Origin of the sequence: Nonomuraea sp. LPB2021202275-12-8 (genome assembly GCF_037044575.1) — a bacterium.
Lineage (GTDB): Bacteria > Actinomycetota > Actinomycetes > Streptosporangiales > Streptosporangiaceae > Nonomuraea.
Genome location: NZ_JBAHWD010000029.1, coordinates 13,135 through 29,982, shown reverse-complemented (window position 1 = coordinate 29,982; position 16,848 = coordinate 13,135). Strand labels below are relative to the sequence as shown.

At 73.1% G+C, this 16,848-nt stretch carries 14 protein-coding genes; 5 read left to right on the top strand and 9 right to left on the bottom strand.

Going from position 1 to position 16,848, the window contains the following annotated elements:
- Positions 1 to 26: 26 nt before the first annotated feature.
- Entirely contained in the window at positions 27 to 2,603 is a 2,577-nt protein-coding gene (locus V5E28_RS36320; protein WP_336213829.1) for a M14 family zinc carboxypeptidase, read from the bottom strand.
- 99 nt (positions 2,604 to 2,702) lie between these two features.
- Entirely contained in the window at positions 2,703 to 4,283 is a 1,581-nt protein-coding gene (locus V5E28_RS36315) for a membrane dipeptidase (protein ID WP_336213827.1), read from the bottom strand.
- A gap of 224 nt (positions 4,284 to 4,507) precedes the next feature.
- Between V5E28_RS36315 and V5E28_RS36310 the strand changes: the two genes are divergently transcribed.
- Together V5E28_RS36310 and V5E28_RS36305 are read left to right on the top strand one after the other, a co-directional pair.
- Positions 4,508 to 5,737 carry a YbfB/YjiJ family MFS transporter gene (locus V5E28_RS36310; RefSeq protein ID WP_336213826.1) on the top strand — a complete coding sequence of 410 codons (1,230 nt, stop codon included), beginning with the start codon at positions 4,508 to 4,510 and terminating at the stop codon, positions 5,735 to 5,737.
- A gap of 2 nt (positions 5,738 to 5,739) precedes the next feature.
- Positions 5,740 to 6,441, top strand: a complete 702-nt coding sequence (locus V5E28_RS36305) for an alpha/beta fold hydrolase (RefSeq protein WP_336213824.1) — start codon at positions 5,740 to 5,742, stop codon at positions 6,439 to 6,441.
- Here the strand turns inward: V5E28_RS36305 and V5E28_RS36300 are convergent.
- From V5E28_RS36300 to V5E28_RS36285, 4 genes are read right to left on the bottom strand one after another with little or no spacing between them, the layout of a single operon-like run.
- The gene (locus V5E28_RS36300; protein ID WP_336213823.1) at positions 6,438 to 7,385 is read right to left on the bottom strand and encodes a lytic transglycosylase domain-containing protein; all 948 of its coding nucleotides are present in this window, start codon (positions 7,383 to 7,385) and stop codon (positions 6,438 to 6,440) included. The genes V5E28_RS36305 and V5E28_RS36300 overlap by 4 nt on opposite strands.
- A gap of 45 nt (positions 7,386 to 7,430) precedes the next feature.
- Positions 7,431 to 8,627 carry a site-2 protease family protein gene (locus V5E28_RS36295; RefSeq protein WP_336213821.1) on the bottom strand — a complete coding sequence of 399 codons (1,197 nt, stop codon included), beginning with the start codon at positions 8,625 to 8,627 and terminating at the stop codon, positions 7,431 to 7,433.
- Positions 8,628 to 8,681: 54 nt separating this feature from the next.
- Positions 8,682 to 9,428 (bottom strand): hypothetical protein, encoded by a 747-nt coding sequence (locus V5E28_RS36290; protein WP_336213819.1) that lies wholly within the window; start codon positions 9,426 to 9,428, stop codon positions 8,682 to 8,684.
- Positions 9,429 to 9,441: 13 nt separating this feature from the next.
- Complete coding sequence (locus tag V5E28_RS36285) at positions 9,442 to 10,344, bottom strand: MurR/RpiR family transcriptional regulator (protein WP_336213817.1); 903 nt, start codon at positions 10,342 to 10,344, stop codon at positions 9,442 to 9,444.
- Positions 10,345 to 10,486: 142 nt separating this feature from the next.
- Here V5E28_RS36285 and V5E28_RS36280 point away from each other — a divergent pair, with 142 nt between their 5' ends.
- The 3 genes from V5E28_RS36280 to V5E28_RS36270 are packed head-to-tail and all read left to right on the top strand — an operon-like array spanning position 10,487 to position 13,502.
- Entirely contained in the window at positions 10,487 to 11,869 is a 1,383-nt protein-coding gene (locus V5E28_RS36280; RefSeq protein ID WP_336213815.1) for an MFS transporter, read from the top strand.
- Positions 11,866 to 12,294, top strand: coding sequence for a GAF domain-containing protein (locus tag V5E28_RS36275; RefSeq protein ID WP_336213813.1), 429 nt, complete (start codon positions 11,866 to 11,868; stop codon positions 12,292 to 12,294). The genes V5E28_RS36280 and V5E28_RS36275 overlap by 4 nt, the downstream gene beginning before the upstream one ends.
- The gene (locus V5E28_RS36270) at positions 12,291 to 13,502 is read left to right on the top strand and encodes a metal-dependent hydrolase family protein (RefSeq protein ID WP_336213811.1); all 1,212 of its coding nucleotides are present in this window, start codon (positions 12,291 to 12,293) and stop codon (positions 13,500 to 13,502) included. The genes V5E28_RS36275 and V5E28_RS36270 overlap by 4 nt, the downstream gene beginning before the upstream one ends.
- Before the next feature lie 16 nt (positions 13,503 to 13,518).
- Here the strand turns inward: V5E28_RS36270 and V5E28_RS36265 are convergent, their stop codons facing one another.
- Genes V5E28_RS36265 through V5E28_RS36255 form a run of 3 tightly spaced genes read right to left on the bottom strand, consistent with a single transcriptional unit; the run spans position 13,519 to position 16,843 of the window.
- Complete coding sequence (locus tag V5E28_RS36265) at positions 13,519 to 14,139, bottom strand: DUF2461 domain-containing protein (RefSeq protein WP_336213810.1); 621 nt, start codon at positions 14,137 to 14,139, stop codon at positions 13,519 to 13,521.
- A gap of 11 nt (positions 14,140 to 14,150) precedes the next feature.
- A complete protein-coding gene (locus V5E28_RS36260) occupies positions 14,151 to 15,281 on the bottom strand; it encodes a 3-deoxy-7-phosphoheptulonate synthase (protein WP_336213808.1) in 1,131 nt (376 codons plus the stop codon).
- Positions 15,278 to 16,843: a (2,3-dihydroxybenzoyl)adenylate synthase gene (locus tag V5E28_RS36255; protein WP_336213805.1), complete on the bottom strand. Its 1,566-nt coding sequence runs from the start codon at positions 16,841 to 16,843 to the stop codon at positions 15,278 to 15,280. Before V5E28_RS36255 ends, V5E28_RS36260 begins: the two co-directional genes overlap by 4 nt.
- Positions 16,844 to 16,848 lie beyond the last annotated feature (5 nt).

Genomic DNA, 16,848 nt, shown 5'->3' with positions numbered 1-16,848 from the left:
TCGGCGCCGGCCTGTGGAGGTGGGGGTCAGGGTGTCGGGACGGTGGCGCCGGCGACCGAGGACGACCAGTAGAGCGCCCTGGCCACCTGCGGGAACAGGCCCTTCGGGTGGTTGCGGAACATCGGCTCGGTGCCGAACAGCACCACCGCCGCGCCCCGCTCGTCCCGGCCGCTGACCACGGCCGCCTGGCCCCTGGCCGCCTCGGGACCGCCGGTCCCGTCGGCGTTGGGGCGCCAGTGGCCGGCGACCAGAGGCCCGTCGGCCGCGTACGACTGCTCGACCGTGACCTCCGGGCCGAGGCCGGTGAACCAGCGCGGCGAGTAGACGAACGAGTGCTCGGGCGAGCCTCCGCCGACCGGGCCGTCCGACGTGGTCACCCGGACCACGCCGTTGGCGTCGCCGCGTCCGGCGACCGCGGTCGCGCTGAGCAGGCCGGCGGCGGCGTTGAAGGTGGCGCCGGTGCCGCCTCTGGTGACGACCGCGCCGGTGGCGAGGAAGGCGTCGAGCGCCGCCCTGGCCGCCGGGTTGAGCGCCGCGTGGCTGAGCCCGCTGGAGACGAAGAGCACGTCGGTGGCGCTCCAGTCGAATCCGGCGTTGAGCACCGCGGTGGAGACCGGGGTGACGGCGAAGCCGAGCCCGCGCAGCGTGAACAGCTCGTCCGCCGAGGCGGCCGCGGCTATCCGCACCTGCGAGAGAGGCACGCCGGAGGTCTGACCGGCCCGGGTGAACGCCACACCGTACCTGTCCGCCACCGTGCGGGCGGCATTCCGCGCGGCGGCCGGGACGACGGCGCCGCCGTCGGCGGTCCAGGTCACCGCGACGCCCTGAGCCAGCAGCTCGTTCAGGGCGAGGACCTCCTTGGCGTCGGTGACCTTCAGCGCGAGCGGCCCGCCGGTCTTCGGGACCGAGCCCGTGGGCGCGGCGGCCTTGACCGGCTCGGAGTGCACGCGCAGGGAGCCGGTGGGCACGCCGTCCACCGTGGCCCCCCAGAGCAGGGCGTGGCTCCAGCCGGAGATGTCGTACATCGCGTCCACCCGGGGCGAGATGTCGGCGCCCGCCTCCAGCATCACGTTGGCCAGCCCGCGCTTGGACTGGTGCATGTCCACGACGTAGGAGCCGGCCGGGTAGGTCCTGCCGTTCAGCCGGAACGGCTGCCTGGCCCGCTCGACCCTGATGTCGTTGGCGATCAGGTGGTCCACCAGCCGCCCGGCGGCCGTGGCCGAGCGCTGTGCGGAGCCCGCCGGGATCACGTACGCGCGGGGGTAGGTGGTGGTGTAGACGTCCTCGGGGCCGAAGCCCGGCACGATGCCGAGCGGCACGGCCTTGGACGGCTCGCCCGCCGCGCCCCGGCGGAACACCTCGATCTGGTCGGCGATCAGCTCGTCATGCCTGGACTGTACGAAGTCGTACGTGGCCCGGATGGCGGCCGCCGCGATCGCGGTGTTGATCGAGGAGCGGCGGCGCAGCTCCTCCACGGGGAGGTTGACGTAGTCGGCGTTGTTCACCCGCAGCGGGATCTCGACGGTGTGCGAGGCGACCGCGCCGTGGAACGGCGCGTACTGCGGGGTGAAGATCGGCGGCCAGTCGTCCCAGCCCTCCTCGGAGTCACGGAACGGGATCTGCGGCGGGAACACACCGTCGGCCTCGGGCGTGTGCCCCAGCGCCTTGACCGCGGCCTCCATGCCGAGCCCGTTGGCGTAGGTGTTCTTGATGAACAGGTCGTACTCGTAGTTGGCGCCGTGCGGCGGCGTGGTGGGCTCGATGAGGGTGCCGTTGACGTACCCGTGCAGGTCGACCATGGCGACCGGCTGAGTGTCGATCATCACCTGGCGCATCGCCCTGACCTCGGGCTGCGAGGCGGTGATGAAGTCGCGGTTCAGGTCGAAGCCGATGCCGTTGGCACGCGTCCCGTTGGCACGGCCGTCGGGGTTGGCGGTGACGTTGAAGTAGATCCTGGTGCGTCCCAGCAGGTCGGCGACCTGGGGAGCGGTGCTGGTGGCGAGCTCCTCGATCACCCTCAGGGCGGCGTCGGCGCCCTCCCACTCGTTGCCGTGGATGTTGTTGTTGACGAAGATCGGCGCCTTGTACCTCTTGGCCAGCTTGCGGTCGCGGGCGGCGCCGGCCGGGTCGTTCTCGATGCGCTCGCGGATCCGGTCCTGCTCGCGCGCCTCGTCGCGGCTCTCCGGCGCGGTGACGGTCACGAGGTAGAGGTCGCGGCCCTGGTGGGTGCGGCCGACGACCTCCGCGCTCACCCGCCGGCTGCGCTGCTGCAGGTCGTTCAGCTTGGGGGCGATGCCGTGGTACGGCACGAGTCCGAGCTTGACGGAGGCGTCGGCGGGGTTCTCCGCCGGCACCGGCAACCGCGTCTGCCGGGGATAGCCGCGGTCACGGCCCTGGGAGTGGCGGTACGGCTCCTCGGGTTGGGCGCGGAGCGTCTCGGCCCACCCGGACAGGCCGGCCGCCTCCTCGTTCCGTTCGGGGCCGTTGCCGAAGTCCCGGACGGCGGGCGGGGTCGGCTGCACCGGATCGGCGGCCGCCGCCCCCATGGGGACGACGAGTGCGGCCGAGGCGGCGATGCCCAGGAGGGTGGTGGATAAGCGCAAGGGAGACCTCCAGATGACAGTGCAGCCTCGTTCGTATTGACCACGGTGATATGCCACAAGATGTCGTGATCAGAGAGACGCGCAATCCATGCCGATCCGTCACTGTGCCCGGCGGGCCGCGGCGGCCTCCCAGGTGCGCAGGTAGGACTCGGCGCCGGCCGCGAGATCCTGGACGATCTCCTCACCGGCGATGATCCGCATGTCCTCGATCCAGTCGGGCACCAGGCCGTAGTTGGCGACCCCGTCGGTGTTGACGTCCCAGACCCGCTCTCCGGTGCGCTGCCGGTCCAGGCTCACGCCGTCGAACGTGGTGAAGGGGTACGTGACCGGGTTGGCGGAGCTGGAGGCGCGCGGTCCGGGCAGCTCGCCCATGCCGTTGACGTCCAGGCCGTAGCCGTAGCCGGCGACCTGGTGCGCCTGCCTGAGCGGCTCGGTGCGGCGCCATTCGGCGACGAAGTCCTCCGAGTCGTGCCCGTACTGGGCGATCATGCCGCCGAGGGCGTAGATCCTGCCGAAGTAGCCCGGATCGGTCCAGCTGTGGGAGGAGATCACGCCGGGGTAGTCAGCGGCCTCCAGGAGGTCGAGCGTGCGGTCGGCGGCCTTGACGCTCATGTGGTCGATCTCGACCAGCATCCCGCGCCGCGTCATCGCCTGCACCATGTACTCGCCGAGTGCGGTCAGCCCCCGGGTGTTGCAGTGCGGGGCGGCGGGATAGAGCGGCAGCGAGACGCCGGGCGGCAGCAGCCCCACGAGCTGGTCGGGCAGGACGCCGCCAGGCTCGATCGGATGGTCGTGCTCGGCCGTGGTGCAGGTGCGGGCCCGCCAGAAGGCGCCGGTGCCGAGCAGGTTGCCCAGGTTGACGATGGCGCCCTGGGTGCCGGAGTCGAAGCGGACCCCGCACAGGGCGTTGTCGTACTTGTGGCAGACGTACATGCTGCGCACGCCGAGCTCGTACATCTCGTCCAGGCCGCGGTCGATCTGCGACCTGGTGCACTGGGCGAGGCCGAGGATCTGGCGGCAGCCGAACGGCTCGGAGGCCTCGATCCCGAGGACGACGGCGAGCTTGCCGGCCTCGACGGTCCGCCTGGCCTCCGCGGGGTCGCGCACGATGCGGAACCAGCCCAGGCCGGGCCCGCCGTGCTCGGCGTCGATGTGGTCCTGCAGCTCGCGGGCCCGCTGGGCCTGGAGCCTGATGGAGCTCATCTCGTCGCAGGAGTTCTTCCTGAGCGGGTAGATGGCGCACAGCTGGCGGTTGGCCACCAGGTGGTTGACCATGATCCGCAGCCCGCCGCGCCAGGCGCGCTCCACCCAGGTGTAGTAGGCCTGCTGGTGGGTCAGCGAGTCGTGGGCCGGCCAGTCGCGGAACGTGGGCCAGCCCACCGGGTCGTGGGTGCCGGTCGGCGAGCCGGTGCGGGTGAAGTTCTCGTACCAGGCCAGCTCGCCGTTGGGGTAGTGGTCGGTGCAGTCCTTCAGCGCCTGCTCGATCCCGCCGGCGTGGAACGGCCTGCCGCACATGAGCTTGCCGCCGAACGCCTCATAAGAGAACAGGTGGCTGTGCGCGTCGACGAACCCGCGCACCTCGGCGGCGGCCCGCGCGGGGGCCGCCTGATTCGGGAGGACCGGCAGGACGGCCAGGAGGAGCAGGAGGGCGAGCGTCCTGGCGGCGAAGCGGCGACACATCACGGACACCTCACAGGGCCGGTGGTATCGGGACTGCCGTCAGCATCCACCGCCTTCACGGCTCCAACAAGACCCAAACATGAGTGCGTCTCATCAATATGGCGGGGACGTCGCAGCGGCCCGGAGCTGACGATCCGGGCATCCGCCGACAGATGGTACCGATCGGTTCGATTCGGCTGCTAGGCTCCTGGATCGTACCGATCGGTTCGATCTCTGGAGCCCGCATGCCCGATCTTCGCAGCAGCGGCCCGCCCGCAGCCCGGCAGGCCGGATGGCAGGCGGCGCGGCTGGCGCTCGGCACCGCCTCGGCGCTCGGGCTCGCCCGGTTCGCCTACGGGCTGCTCGTGCCGGCCATGCGGGACGACCTCCACTGGACCCTGGCCGACGCCGGGGCGATGAGCGCCGCCAACGGCCTCGGCTACCTGCTCGGCGCCCTGGTCACCGCGGCCGTGGTACGCCGCCTCGGCACCGTCGCCACGTTCCGGTGGGGTATGGCCCTCATCGCGGTGTCGCTGGCCGCGACCGCTCTCAGCGGCGACTACCTGGCGCTGGTGGCCGCGCGAACCGCGGCCGGGGCGGCGGGAGCGGCGGTGTTCGTCACCGGCGGGGTGATCGCCTCGCACCTCGCCGCCCGCGCCGCCTCCGGCCTGCCCATCACCGTCTACTTCGCGGGCACCGGAGCGGGCATCGTCCTCAGCGGCGTGGCCGTCCCGGCGCTGGGGGACCACTGGCGGCTCGCCTGGATCTGCCTGAGCGTCGCCGCCACCGTGGCGACGCTGGCCAGCTGGACCGCCGCGCGCACGGACCCCGATTCGACCGCCGCGCGGCCGCACGAGGACGCGCCGGCCGCGGGGCGGGCGCGGGTGCGCCCGCTGAGGAGGGCCGCCCTGGCCTACCTGCTGTTCGCCGCCGGATACATCACCTACATCACCTTCCTGTCCGCCTACCTCGACGACCGCCACGCTTCGACCGTCCAGGTGGTCCTCACCTGGACGGCGCTGGGGCTGGCCGTCGTGGCGGCGCCCGCGCTGTGGAGCCGCCCGGCCCGCGACTGGCCCGCCACCCGGGTCCTCGCCACCCTGCTCGGCGTCCTGGGCGGTGGCGCGGCGCTGGCGCTGGCCGCCCCCACGCCGCCGGTCATCCTCGCCTCCGCGATCGTCTACGGGGCGACGTTCATGGGGGTTCCCGCCGCCGTCACCGCGCTCATCAAGGGCAGCGCCCCGCCTGCCGACTGGGTCGCCACGCTGGCGGCCTTCACCACGCTGTTCGCGGCCGGCCAGACCGCCGGCCCCTGGCTGGCCGGCATCCTGGCCGACCACACCTCGACCGAGGCGGCCCTGGCGTGGACGGCGATCCTCTGTGCGGCGGCGGCCGTCGTCGCCGCGACCGCGAGCCGTTCCCGGCCCACCGCGAGCGACCGTCCCGACCGACTCCAAGAACGAGAAGGAGCATGACCGTGACGACCTTCGTCCTGATCCCCGGAATGTGCCACGGCGGCTGGAGTTTCGCCGACCTCACCGAGCGGCTGCGAGGCCACGGCCACCACGTCCACCCGCTGACGCTGACGGGGCTCAGTGAGCGCGCCCATCTGCTGCACGGCGGGGTGAACCTCGACACGCACATCCAGGACGTGGCCGGCGCGCTGGCGGCCGAGGACATCCGGGACGCGGTCCTCGTCGGCCACAGCTACGGCGGGATGGTGATCACCGGGGTCGCCGACCGCGTCCCCCAGCGGGTGAGCTCCCTGGTCTACCTCGACGCCGTGGTGCCCGGCGACGGCGACTCCTGCTGGAGCCTGGTCTCCGACCAGGAGCGGAAGTGGTACGCCGACGTGGTGGAGAGCGGTTACGCGGTGCGCACGCTGCCGTTCTTCGACGTACGGGCCACGCCCCATCCGCTGGCCTCGTTGCTCCAGCCGCTCCGGCTCGCCACCGACCTCACGCACATCCGGCGCAGGGACTACGTGTACGCCGCCGGCTGGGACGGCGACTCCCCCTTCACCCCGGTCTACCAGCGGCTGCTCGCGGACCCCTCGTGGCGGACCCACGCGCTGGACAGCGGGCACAACCTCATGCGGGACGCGCCGGAGAAGCTGCTGGAGATCCTCCTCCGAGCCGCCGACACCGCCGCCGACACCGCCGCCGGCGGGGACGCCTAGGGGCCGGTCAGGCGGCGCTCGCCGGACGTGGTCAGGACGAACACCTGCCAGTTGTAGTAGACGTAGAAGTTGCGCGCGTCCCGCTTGATCTGGCGGGCGTGCAGGAGGATGGCGTCCACGTACGCCTGCGAAGGGTTGTAGGCGTGCAGCGCCCGCTGATAGTCGCGGGGCGCCCCGGTGGCGCGCAGATAGTTGGCGGCGGCCATGACGGCGTCGCGCGGGTCCTGGATGTCGCCGCCCATGCCGTACGCCTTCCAGGTCGCGGGCATGAACTGCATCGGCCCCTGAGCTCCGGCGTAGCTGGCCGACCGTACCCTGCCGAACTTGGTCTCGGCGAACATGACCGCCGCCAGGACCTCCCACTCCACCCCGAAGCGGCGCTCGGCCTTCATGAAGTGGCCGAGCAGGTCGGCCGCGGGCAGCGGCGGCCGGACCTTGAACGGGGCCGAGCCCTTGATGGGCCGGGCGAGGGCCAACAGTTCGCGGATGGCCCTCGTGTTGTCCCTGGCCTGCGCGGCGAGCCCGCGCGGCAGCCGGGCGAAGGCGCGCGTGGCCACCGTGGGATGCCGGGCGGCGAACCGGTAGATCCGCTGCTGGTAGAGCGCCAGGAGCTCGACCTCTCGCGGGGGCTTGCCGCGCGCCGCCTTGCCTGCGCCGGTCCAGGCGTCCACGGCGTCGTTGAGCGCCGCGGTGGTCTCGCGCAGAGCTTTGGCCAGCCGCGCGGCGTCCTCGGGGATCGCCTCGTCGGGCGCGGGGAGGTCCGCCGCCGCCTCGGGAGCGGCCGACGGGGACGGCTTCGCGGCGGGGCCGGCGGGCGAAGCAGAGGTGGACGGCGGCGCGGTGGCGGCGCCCGGCGCGGGCTCGGCGGCGCCGCAACCGGCCGCGGCGACCAGAGCCGCGACGACCGCCGCGGCGGCGGCGCGATCAAGCGGACGTCTCTCCATGGCCGCCCAACCTACCCGGTGCGCGCGCCGCCGACGTGACGCCGGTCAGGGCACGGGACGGCGCTCGTCGTACGGCGCGGCGAGGTCGGCGCCGCGGGCACCCAGGTAGGGATCGCCGTTGTGCAGCTCGGCCGTCTGGATCGCCCGGCTGATGTCGGTGGGGGTGAGCAGCCCGACCAGGTGGCCGTCCGCGTCGAGGACCACCGCCCGCCCGTCCGTGCACCCGCTCATCCGGGGCAGCAGCTCGGTCAGCGCCTCGTCGGGGCGGGTCCGCGGCACCTCGTCAGGCGGGCAGGCGATGTCCCGCAGCCGGAAGGTCGCGCGCTGGGCGGGCTCCACCCGGCGGATGCGGTTGAGCGTCACCAGCCCGGCGAAGGCGCCGTCGTCGCCGACGAGGGGGTAGGTGGACAGGCGCTCGCGCATCACCACCCGGTCGATCAGTTCGGCCACGGTCTCGTCGGGGTGGGCGACGATGGGCCTGGCCGTCATCACGTCACCCACCCGGACGCCGTACAGGGCGGTGCCGATCCTGGTCTGCTGCTCCTCGGCGCTGGCCGCGTTGACCAGGAAGAGACCGATCAGGGCGAGCCACAGCCCGTTGAAGCCGAGACCGGTGACGACCTGTAGGAAGCCCAGGGCGATGAGCACGTAGCCGAAGACCCGTCCGGCGCGGGCGGCGGCGATCGCCGCTCCGGCCCTGTCCCCGGACCGCGCCCACAGCGCCGCGCGCAGCACCCGCCCGCCGTCCAGCGGCGCGGCCGGGATCAGGTTGAACACGGCAAGCAGCACGTTGACCCCGGCCAGGTAGCCGAACATCCCGGCGACCAGGGACGGCCCCCACACTGCCGACAGCAGCAGCGCCACGCCGCCGAAGAGCGCCCCGGCCGCCAGGCTGGTCAGGGGGCCCACCACGGCGATCTTCAGGTCGGCGCCGGGCGAGCGGGGCTCTCCGCGCAGCTCCGCCACGCCGCCGAGCAGCCACAGCGTGATCTGCGACACCTCGATGCCGTGCCGCCTGGCCATCAGCGCGTGGGCGAGTTCGTGCGCGAGCAGTGAGGCCAGGAACAGCACGGCCGAGGCCAGCCCGGCCAGCACGTAGGCGACCGGGGACAGGCCGGGATAGACCGCGGGGAAGCGCCCGAAGGCCAGGCCGAAGACCAGGATCGCCACGATGAACAGCACGCTGACGTTGAGCCCGACCGAGACTCCCCCGATGCGGCCCAGACGGATCGACGAGCGCATCTCTCCTCCTCGCGGATTCGCGTGCGCTGTCCTCTACCCTCGTATCGGTGCAGGTCACTCCCTGCGGAAGTGCACGTCGTCCAGGTCGCCGCGGAACTGGTCGGTCTGCGCGTCGGTCTGGTCCGGGCGCACCCGCTTGCCGCCGATCGTCGGCAGGCCGTGTGGCCGGATCCGGCCCATCGGAGCGACGGTGTGCACGGGCGGGACGATCAGGGCGCGGGTGGCCCGGTCGAGCACCCGGATCTCGAAGAGCGTCCGTGACAGCCTCGCGCACCGCACCAGGTGCCAGCGTCCGACGGCGAGCCGGTAGGCCCGCGCGGGCAGCAGCACCACGGCGGTGCCGTCGGACCAGCGGCAGGAGGCGTAGCCGTCGTCCACCTGGAGCTTCCACTGGCCGTGGCCGGGGCCCGCCAGGCCGTACTGCCACACGTTCATGCCGGCGCCGGACGGGGGTGCGGAGGTCAGCCGCACCGCGGCGCCGAAGCTGAACCGGCCCGTGCCCTCCAACGGCGTCAGCGCCTGGCTCGCGGCCGGCTGGACGACCGCCTGCGGGCAGGGCGGCGCCGGGCAGCTACCGGGCGGGAAGCGTAAGAACCGCTCGCCTCCTTCGGACAGGGAGACCACCTGGCCGCCGTTGGCCGTCACGACGCCGGCGTGCCGGGCGTGGTGCGTGCGGTCGGCGACCAGGCCGGGCGCGAGCATCGCGCCGTCGTAGCGCACTTCGGCGGCGCGGCCCGCCGTGGACGGACCGGCGGCGAGCGTCACGGCGAGGCCGGCGATGACGGAGAGCATCCTTGCCATGACGTTCAGTGCATCAGCGATCCCCCTGCGAGGCAACGTCCAGGTTGCGGGCCGGGCGGCGGTGCAGCAGGCCGAACTTCGACCACATGCCCTCCGCCGCCTCGATGGACGCGCCGGTGCGCGCCGGGTCCACGGCGGCGAGCTGGGCGACCAGCGCCTGGGCGACGGCCATGCCAGCGGTCAGCGACGGGAAGAACGCCACCCCCTCGGCCGGGACCATCACCACCTCCTCCGCCGCGCTGGCCAGGGCGGGGCTCGCGGCGTCGGTCAGCGCGAAGACGCGCACGCCGCGCGCCCGCGCCTCGTTGGCGGCGAGCACGGTGCTCTCGTACAGCCGCCAGAAGCTGATGGCGATCAGCACGTCGCCGTCGCCGATCGCCGCCACCGTGTTGGCCAGCTCGGCGTCGCCGCTGGTCACGGCCGCGACAGGGTAGCCCGCCAGCCGGGCGTTGTGCGCGAGCGCGAGGCCGACGGCGGCGTAGCTGCCGTCGGCGACGATCACGGTCTGGCGGGCGGCGGCGACAGCCTCGGCGATCGTGCGCAGCACCGTGCCGTCCAGGCGGCGGTCGAGCTGGGCGAGGCTGTCGAGGTCGCGGCGGAGCGACCTGGCGCTGGGCGAGCCGGTGCCGCTGTGCTCGGCGGCGACCTGGCCGGCGCTCAGGGAGGACAGGTAGCGGGCGCGCAGCTCCTGCTGGAGGGCGGGCCAGCCGGCGAAGCCGAGCGCCTGCGCGGTGCGGGTCACGGTGGCCACGTTCACGCCAGCGAGCTGGGCCAGCTCGGCGGCCGACCCGAACGTCGCCCGGCGCGGCTGCGACAGCAGGACCTCCAGCACCGCGGCCGCCTTGGGGCGCAGCCCGCGCGGGGGCACCCTGGCGCGCAGCCAGTCGTCGAAGCTGTCCGTGGCGCGCTCTGTCACGTGATCCTCTCCCTCGGCCAGCAGACATGCTACGCGGTCGTCATGCCGACAAAATGCAAAGAGTATTGCAATTCGCGAGATTCGCACTATATGTTGCTGCGCATTGCATCTACAGGGCTGCGACCTGGGAAAGGTGTGTGTCATGACCTTGTTGACCCGTCTGGATCGGCTCCCGTTAAGCCGTCCGCACTACCTCCTGCTGCTGATCGGCGGGCTCGGCTACACCTTCGACGGCATGGACTCCGCGGTGGTGGCGTTCCTGCTGCCCAGCGCGCAGGAGGTCTGGGGCCTCGACAACGGCCAGCTCGGCCTGATCGGGTCGGCGACCCCGTTCGGCTTCCTGTTCGGCGCGACCGTCGCCGGCCTGCTCGGCGACCGCATCGGCCGCAAGAAGGTCATGATGTACGCGCTGGCCTTCTACGCGGTCTTCTCCGTGATCGCCGCGATGGCGCCGAACTACGAGGTGTTCCTCGGAGCCAGGGTGCTGGCCGGAGCAGGCGCCGGCGCGGAGAGCGCCATCATCGCGCCGTTCCTGTCGGAGTTCGTCCCGGCCAAGCGGCGCGGCTGGTTCATCGGCGCGCTGGCCGGGTTCTTCTCCTTCGGGTTCGTCATGGCCGCACTGATCGGCCGGTTCGTGGTGCCCACCATGGACGACGGCTGGCGGGTCGCGCAGGTGATCACCGCGCTGCCGATCCTGATGCTGCTGTGGTGGCGCCGGTCGCTGCCCGAGTCGCCGCGTTTCCTGCTGCAGCAGGGCCGCGTGGACGAGGCCGAGGCGGTGGTCGCCGATCTCGAACGCCGGGTGGAGAAGGCCACCGGGCAGCCGCTCCCGCCGGTGCCGGAGGCGACCGCGCGACCGGTGACCGAGACGCCGAAGGTGAACCTCTTCAGCGCGCTGCGGTTCCTGTGGAGCCCCGTGATGGCCAGGCGGACCGCCGTCATCTGGCTGATCTGGTTCGTGATCACGTTCTCCTACTACGGCTTCTTCTCCTGGATCCCCACCCTGCTGGTGCAGCGCGGCATCACCGTGACGAAGAGCTTCGAGTTCTCGATCATCATCTATCTGGCGCAGATCCCCGGCTACTTCTCCGCCGCCTGGCTGTCGGAGCGGCTGGACCGCAAGAACACCATCGCCATCTACCTGGCGGGCTCGGCGGTCAGCGCCTTCTGGCTGTCCCAGATGGAGTCCCCGGTCGCCATCACGGTCGCGGGCGCGGTGCTGTCGTTCTTCCTCAACGGGACGTACGCGGGCGTCTACTCCTACACCCCCGAGGTGTTCCCCACCTGGATCCGCGCCACCGGCACCGGCCTGTCCAGCGCGTTCGGCCGGGTCGGCAGCATCCTCGCGCCCACGATCATCGGCCTGTCCGCCGCGAGCCTGGGCTTCGCCGGCGTGTTCGGCCTCACCACGGCCGTGCTGGTGGCAGGGGTGATCTGCGTGGTCGTGTTCGGCCTGGCCACAGCCGGGCGTTCACTCGAAGACCTGACCGAACCCACCGACCTTGCGAAGGAGGCGCGCCGATGACCGGCCTGCGCGAACTGGAGGAGACGATCCGGCAGGAGCTCGGCGTGCGGCTGTTCACCGTGCTCGCCTGGATCCCCGAGCGGCGGGCGCTGCGCCGCGTCCACAGCAGCCATCCCGAGTCGTATCCGGTGGGCGGAGAGAAGACCGTCGAGGTCGCGGAGGGCTGGCTGGCCCGGTGCATCGAGGCCGAGCAGCCGTACCTCGGCCCGGACCGGGCGGCCGTGCGGGAGATCTTCGCCGACCACGAGCTGATCGAGAGCCTGGGCTGCGGCTCCATCATCAACGTGCCCGTCCTCGACGGAGGAGAGGTTCTCGGAGTGCTCAACATCCTCGACGCGGAGGGCGCCTACGACGAGCAGTCGGTCGCCGCCGCCCGGACCCTCGCCCCGCTCGCCGTGCCCGCCCTGCGCGGAGGTGCCCGATGAGCCTGCTGCTGCGCAACGCCCTGCTGCTCGACCCGGCCGCCGGCGACTACACCGAAGGGGACCTGCGCTGCGAGGACGGCCGCATCGTCGAGACCGGCTCCGGTCTCCACGCGGCCGGGGACACGCGCGTCGTCGACGTCGCGGGCGCGCCCGTGGTGCCCGGCCTGATCGACGCACACGTGCACGTCACGGCCCTGTCCGCCGACCTCGCCGCGCTCGGCTCGCTGTCGCCGTCGTACGTCACCGCGCACAGCGCCCGGATCATGGGCCAGATGCTGGATCGCGGCTTCACCACGGTCCGCGACGCCTCCGGCGCCGACCACGGCCTGGCGGACGCCCAGGCGGAGGGCCTGATCCGCGGGCCGCGGGTGCTCTTCTGCGGCAAGGGGCTCAGCCAGACCGGCGGCCACGGCGACCTGCGCGGCCGCGGCGTGAACCAGCGCGACGACCATCCGTGCTGCGCCGGCGTCGGCCGCGTCGCCGACGGCGTGGAGGCCGTGCGCGTCGCCGCGCGTGACGAGCTGCGCAAGGGCGCCCACCACATCAAGGTCATGGCTTCCGGCGGCGTCGCCTCCCCCACCGACCGCATCGACTCCACGCAGTACTCCATGGACGAGCTCCGCGCCGTCGTCGAGGAGGCGCGGGCCGCCAACCGCTACGTCGCCGCGCACGCCTACACCGCCCGCGCCGTCAACCGCGCGCTCGAAGCAGGCGTGCGCACCATCGAGCACGGCAACCTGCTGGACGACAGCAGCGTCGAGCTGTTCCTGCGCCACGACGCGTTCCTGGTGCCGACGCTGGTGACGTACTGGGCGCTGAAGGAGGAGGGCATGGCCTTCGGCCTGCCGGAGCCCAGCTGGCGCAAGGTCGACGAGGTGCTGGACGCCGGGCTCCGGGCGCTGGAGCGCGCGGCGCGCGGCGGCGTGCGGCTCGCGTACGGCAGCGACCTGCTGGGCGGCATGCACCGGCACCAGAACCAGGAGTTCCGGCTGCGGCGGGAGGTGCAGCAGCCGATCGACGTGCTGCGCGCCGCCACGACGAACGCCGCGGAGCTGGCCGGGCTGGCCGGTGAGATCGGCACGCTCGCGGTGGGGGCGCGGGCCGACCTGCTGGTGCTCGACGGCGACCCGCTGGAGGACATCGGCGTGCTCGCCGAGCCGCGGCGCATCCGGCACGTCGTGCAGGGCGGCGAGGTCGTGACCGGCTGACCGGCCGCGCCGGGACTCAGGCGTGCGAGGTGAGCCAGTCCACCAGGGGGCGCAGCTCGCGCAGGGTGTCGCGGATCGTGGGCAGCGCGCGCTTGCCGCTGGTCTTCGTCTTCGGGATGCGCTTCTCGGCGCCCAGCGACTTGTAGCGGAGCAGCTCGACGCGCGGGTGGTCGGCCGGGTAGCCGCGCGGCCGGGTCTTGAGCTTCTCGCCCACCAGCGAGAACCCCCGCCCGGCCAGCCGGTCCACGATCGCCTGCAGCTCGGGGCCGGCGGTGTCGTCGACGGCGGCCCGGTAGCGGGTGAGGTCCTCGGAGGCGAAGGCGTGGAAGCCCGCGCCCGCGAACAGGCCGTCGGCGCCGAGCATCAGGTAATAGCCCGCATGCCCCTCGCCGCCGATGGTGACGCCCTGGCTGGTCTTGTACGGTGACTTGTCGTTGCTGAACCGGGTGTCGCGCTGCGGCCTATAGAGCTTGCCCGGCCCGAACTCCCCTTCCAGCTCGTCCAGCAGCGCCTGGAGTGGCTCGCGCACGGCGCTGTCGTAGTCGGCCTTGTGCGCGTGCCAGTGCTCGCGGGTGTTGTTGGCCTCCAGCTTCCTGTAGAAGTCGAAGGCCTTGCCGGGAATGCCGTCGAAAGCCACCGGTCTCCTCCTCACAACAGGCTGACAAAGCGGTCCACGACCTCCGCGGCCTGGGCGGAGTTCAGGCGAGGGTCGCATGCCGTACGGTAACGCGGCAGCTCCGGGGCCGGGCAGAACGGCCTGGGCGTGGTGATGCACTCGGTGACGTCCTCGGGCGTCATCTCCAGATGCAGGCCCGCCGGGTGCGCGCGCTGTGCCCGCATGACGCGGACGAACGCCACGACCTCCTCCAGGATCGCCTCCATCGGCCGGGTCTTGGGCCCGGCGCCCATCTTCGTCGTGTTGCCGTGCATCGGGTCGCAGAGCCACACCACCGGCCTCCCCCGTCTGCTGACCTCGCCCACGATGTCCGGCAGGAGGCTGCGCACGCGGGTGCTGCCCAGGCGGACGATGAGGACGAGCCGCCCGGCCCTGCCGTCTGGGTTGAGCAGGCGGCTGAGCCGTACGGCCTGGGCGGGGGTGGTCGAGGGGCCGAGCTTGACGCCGACGGTGTTGGCGACGGAGCCGGCGAAGGCGGCGTGCGGGCCGTCGGGCTGGCGGGTGCGCTCGCCGATCCAGATCGAGTGGGCCGAGGCGGCGTAGTCGCCGCGCACCAGCGGGCGCTCGTAGTCGAGCAGCAGCGCCTCGTGGGAGACGTAGGCCCGCTCCACCGGCGGCCTGCCCGCCCACGAGTCGCGCACCACCCGCAGCACCCGCTGGGCGCACTCGTGCGCCCGCAGCAGCCGGGCCGGATCGGGGTCGCGGGCGCCGGGGTCGTCGGCGGGGCTGTTGACCGCGTCGCCCCGGTAGGAGGGGACGACGGTGCCGTCGGCGATGCGCTCATGGGAGGCCGAACGGGGTTTGCCGTACTGTCCGGCCAGGCGGCCGAGCGGGACCGTCGCGCAGCCGGTGGCCGACCGGATCGCCCCGGCCAGGCCGTACAGCTGCGCCAGCTTGGCCCGCACCTCGGCCGGGCTGGACTCGCAGAAGCGTTCGGCGCAGTCGCCGCCCTGGAGCAGGAAGCCGTCGCCCCGGCCGACGCGGGCCACGGCCTCGCTGAGCCGGTCGCACTCGGCCGCGGTGACCAGCGGCGGCATCGAGCTCAGGGTGCTGGTGACGCGGTCGAGCAGCGCCAGGTCGCCCCAGTCGGGTTGCTGGATCACGACGCCTCGCTCCGCAGCCGGGCCTTGTCGACCTTGCCGACCGCGGTGAGCGGCAGGCTGGGGACCGCGACCACCCGGTCGGGGATCTTGTAGGCCGCCGCGCCGCGCTCGCGCATGAACGCGTCGATCGCCTTGAGCGCGGGCGGCTCGCCGCGGCTGACGATGTAGGCGCAGGTCCGCTCGCCGAGGTACGGGTCGGGCATGGCGACCACGGCGGCGGCCCGCACGTCCGGGTGGGCCAGCAGGTGCTCCTCGACCTCCTCGGCGGGGACCTTGTCGCCGCCGCGGTTGATCACGTCCTTGACCCGGCCGCAGATGACCAGGTGGCCGGTCCCGGTGCGGCGGGCCAGGTCGCCGGTGCGGAAGAAGCCGTCGGGGGTGAAGGCCCGCGCGTTGTGGTCCTCGGCGCGGAAGTAGCCCCTGATCGTGTACGGCCCGCGCACCAGCAGCTCCCCGACCTGTCCGGTGGGCAGCTCGTTGCCCGATTCGTCCACGACGCGGATCTCGTCGTGCTCCGACAGCGGCTTGCCCTGGGCGGTGGCCAGCAGCTCGGGCGGGTCGTCCGGGGGGCTCTGGCTGAGCAGCCCCTCGGCCATGCCGAACGACTGCTGCACCGGACCGAGCCGCTCGCCGGTGTCGCGGGCCAGCTCGGGGCTGACGCCGGCGCCGCCGAGCTGGACCAGGCGCAGGCTGGACAGCTCGTGCCCGCTCCACGAAGCGGCCTCCACCCACAGCAGCGCCAGCGAGGGCACCAGGCCGGTGACGGTGACGCGCTCGCCTTCGATGAGCGGGAAGGCGTCGTCGGGGCTGGGCGTGGGGGTGAGCACGACGCTGCCGCCCGCGTGCAGCGTGCCGAGCACGCCGGGGCAGCCGAGCGCGTAGTTGTGCGCGATGGGCAACGCGGCCAGGTAGACGTCGTCCGGGCCCAGGCGGGCGTTGGCGGCGCTGAGCCTGAGGTTGCACAGGTAGTCGTCGTGGGTACGCGGGATGAGCTTGGCGCGCCCGGTGGTGCCGCCGGACAGCAGGAACAGAGCCACGTCGCCGGGCTCCGGCGGCTGGAGGTCGGCGGGCTCGGTGTACAGGGACGACAGCGGGGTGAACTCCGCCGGCTCGCCCGCGACGATCACGTGCCGGGGTCCGCGGATCTGGCGGGCCAGCTCGCGATGGTCGAAGCCCTGGTGGAGATCGGGGATGACGTAGGCGGCGGCTTCGGTGGAGGCCGCCAGGTGGCCGATCTCGTTCCGGCGGTGCGGCGGCAGCGCGAGCACCGGGGCCGCGCCGAGGGTGAACAGCGCGAACAGCGTGTCGATCAGCTCCGGGGAGTTGGGCAGCTGCACGATCACCCGGTCGCCGCGCCGTAAGCCGAGGCCGTGCAGCCCCGCGGCCAGGCGGGCGGCGCGCCCGGCGAGCTCGCGATGGGTGCGCCGGACGCCGCCCGAGATCAGCGCGGTGCGCTCGCCGTGCGCGCGCGGCAGGTCGTCGAGCGTCTGGCCGGTCCACAGCCCGAGCTCGCGGTAGCGGCGGGCGGTCTCGGCCGGCCAGGGTACGCATCCGGGGATCATCTGGT

Bases quoted from the DNA above. Each gene is read 5' to 3' on its own strand.
- V5E28_RS36315 (WP_336213827.1), bottom strand. From the start codon at position 4,283: ATGTGTCGCCGCTTCGCCGCCAGGACGCTCGCCCTCCTGCTCCTCCTG.
- V5E28_RS36255 (WP_336213805.1), bottom strand. From the start codon at position 16,843: ATGATCCCCGGATGCGTACCCTGGCCGGCCGAGACCGCCCGCCGCTAC.
- V5E28_RS36300 (WP_336213823.1), bottom strand. From the start codon at position 7,385: ATGGAGAGACGTCCGCTTGATCGCGCCGCCGCCGCGGCGGTCGTCGCG.
- V5E28_RS36270 (WP_336213811.1), top strand. From the start codon at position 12,291: ATGAGCCTGCTGCTGCGCAACGCCCTGCTGCTCGACCCGGCCGCCGGC.
- V5E28_RS36310 (WP_336213826.1), top strand. From the start codon at position 4,508: ATGCCCGATCTTCGCAGCAGCGGCCCGCCCGCAGCCCGGCAGGCCGGA.
- V5E28_RS36280 (WP_336213815.1), top strand. From the start codon at position 10,487: ATGACCTTGTTGACCCGTCTGGATCGGCTCCCGTTAAGCCGTCCGCAC.
- V5E28_RS36290 (WP_336213819.1), bottom strand. From the start codon at position 9,428: ATGGCAAGGATGCTCTCCGTCATCGCCGGCCTCGCCGTGACGCTCGCC.
- V5E28_RS36275 (WP_336213813.1), top strand. From the start codon at position 11,866: ATGACCGGCCTGCGCGAACTGGAGGAGACGATCCGGCAGGAGCTCGGC.
- V5E28_RS36295 (WP_336213821.1), bottom strand. From the start codon at position 8,627: ATGCGCTCGTCGATCCGTCTGGGCCGCATCGGGGGAGTCTCGGTCGGG.